This is a genomic window from uncultured Campylobacter sp. (genome assembly GCF_938045775.1).
Classification (GTDB): domain Bacteria; phylum Campylobacterota; class Campylobacteria; order Campylobacterales; family Campylobacteraceae; genus Campylobacter_B.
The window spans coordinates 1-2,231 of the sequence record NZ_CALIBH010000066.1; the positions used below are offsets into that span (position 1 = coordinate 1).

The following is a 2,231-nucleotide window of genomic DNA, read 5'->3' on the forward strand; positions in this document are numbered from 1 at the left end:
AAATTTTTGAAAATTATATCGAAAACGGCTTATTTTAAATTTTATGTTTTGAGCTAAGTAGATGCGAGCTTTTGGTTCAAATTTATTCTCGAGTAAAATTCCGCGGCTTCTAAATACGAGAAATAAAATTCTTCAGATAAAAAGCTCGATTGTTAGTATAAAATTTTTTTATAAAGCGTAGAGATAGTCTGTTTACGAAGATCGTAACGGGAGTTTAGCTCCCGTTATCGCGCGAAATTTACTGACTTAAAATTTACCGGATCCTTGCTAAAGCGCGGCGTTGAGGTTTAGTTGCATCTCGACGTCGTCGCTAACGAGCAAAATTTTCTTCATTTTAGCCTACTTTTTGGTGACGTTATCCTCTTTGTTCTCTACCTTCGGCCCCACATAATCCTCCCCGAAATAAGCCTTCTTTATCTCTTCTTTTTTGATTGCGGCTTTCTTTTCGTAGATTTTGTATTCAGGCTTCCAGTAGTTTAGCATGTTGTTTAGTCCGCTGTGGCCTACCTCGGCGTGACAGCTAGCGCAGGTTAGTTGCTTGTCGGTATTTAGCAAGCTTTGATAGTGAGCGTGCATCTTTTGAGCCTTGACTGAGGTTAGCTTATTATCTACCAAATTCGTATGGCAGCTAACGCAACCGTTATCAAATACGAAGTGCTCTCTTTTCTCTCTATTTTTATGCCAGTCTATAGCCTCCGGATCTTTGAAGAAATGAATATATCCCTCCATTAGTCCGTTTTTGGCTTTAACTAGGACGTATTTGGCTAGGTTGTCGTGAGGTATGTGGCAGTCTACGCATTTAGCCCTTACTCCGCTTTTGCCTTTACCGCTATGAACGTCGTTGCTATAAGCTATAACCATAGGATCCATCTCGTGGCATACTACGCAAAACTTCTCTCCGCTAGTTTCTTCTAGGGCGTAATGCACGGGCAGTACAACTAAAAACCCTATAATGCCGCTTACTAATATAATAAGCGCTAGTACTTTCTTTGAAATTTTCATGGCGTTACCCCCATCCATTGCGGAACTTCGTGTTCGTGGCACTCCGTGCACATATTGGTTGATTTTTTATGCTCGTTGTGGCACTCGTCGCAGTATAGCGTAGGGCCGTCGTGAACCGAGTTGTGGGGATTTGCTTTTAGCAGATCCATGTATTCTAGTCTTTTAGCTATCTTTTTCTTGTCGCCGTGACAGGACAAACAGCCTTTATCGCCTATGGATTTAAATTTACTAGCGTCGTTTCCTTGTCCTTCGTGACAATCAAGACAGGTGAAGCTTAGCTTTTCGTGATGAGGTTTTAAAGGGTGTTTGGCTCGCAGCTCGTCGGTGACGTTAAGATCGACTAAAGACGTTATCTTTGCGCTTGGGGCGCCTGCGCTAAATGCAAAAGAGCATAGTAGCATAGATGCGCACAAGGCGAGAAACGCTTTATGTTTCATGCGAATTCCTTTCGGATGTCAAATTTACAAATTTAACTGCAAATTCGGCTTTAAATTTAAAAAGATCGCAGGCTGAATTCTCGAATTTAGTCTTAAATTTAACCTGCGATACTAAATAATATTTGCAAGTATTTCGAGGCGATTTTTGGGGTTGCGCGGCTAAAATTTTGCGCAGGCTAGACTTCTGCTTGCAGTTGCGAGCAACGCGAAGCAAAAATTAGTCTGCCAAGTAAAATTTTAGCAAGCTCCGCAAAAAGCGTCCGAAAGACGCCGAAAATTAGCCTATATTCTCTCCTGCGATCATACCGAATGTCAGACAATCTGCGATCGCCACGCTACCTAAGCGGCTAGCTCCGTGTACGCCGCCTGTGATCTCGCCTGCGGCAAATAATCTTGGAATAGGCATCTCTGTTTGTAGCGAGATGACCTGAGCTTTGGTATTGATATCGATACCGCCCATAGTGTGGTGGAGTTTTGGCGTACCGCGCATAGCGTAGAAAGGCGGTTTAGAGATATCTACGCCGTTTGTAGTGGTTTTATCCATAGGTTTGCCAAAGTCTTCGTCTTTGCCTGATTTAACGAAGCTATTGTATCTCTCGACGGTCTTTTTTAGCTCTGCAGCAGGGATTTTATAAAATGCCGCAAGTTCGTCTAGAGTTTCAAATTTCTTTAGTACGCCAGATTCCAGTGGTTTAGTGTAGTGCTCAGGTATGACCATATTTTTTACGCCGTCGGCGTCGCAGAAGTTGATAGGATAGATATCTGCTTTTGCGTCGATTACTTTAAACATAG

Annotated in this window: 3 protein-coding genes; all 3 read right to left on the reverse strand. The window is 42.5% G+C overall.

What is annotated here, in order from left to right:
• Positions 1-339: 339 nt before the first annotated feature.
• A complete protein-coding gene (locus Q0238_RS02200) occupies positions 340-1,002 on the reverse strand; it encodes a NapC/NirT family cytochrome c (protein WP_297942488.1) in 663 nt (220 codons plus the stop codon).
• Complete coding sequence (locus Q0238_RS02205; RefSeq protein WP_002947156.1) at positions 999-1,439, reverse strand: cytochrome c3 family protein; 441 nt, start codon at positions 1,437-1,439, stop codon at positions 999-1,001. Before Q0238_RS02205 ends, Q0238_RS02200 begins: the two co-directional genes overlap by 4 nt.
• 277 nt (positions 1,440-1,716) lie before the next feature.
• A partial coding sequence (locus tag Q0238_RS02210) for an FAD-binding protein (protein WP_297942486.1) occupies positions 1,717-2,231 on the reverse strand: 515 nt, incomplete at its 5' end.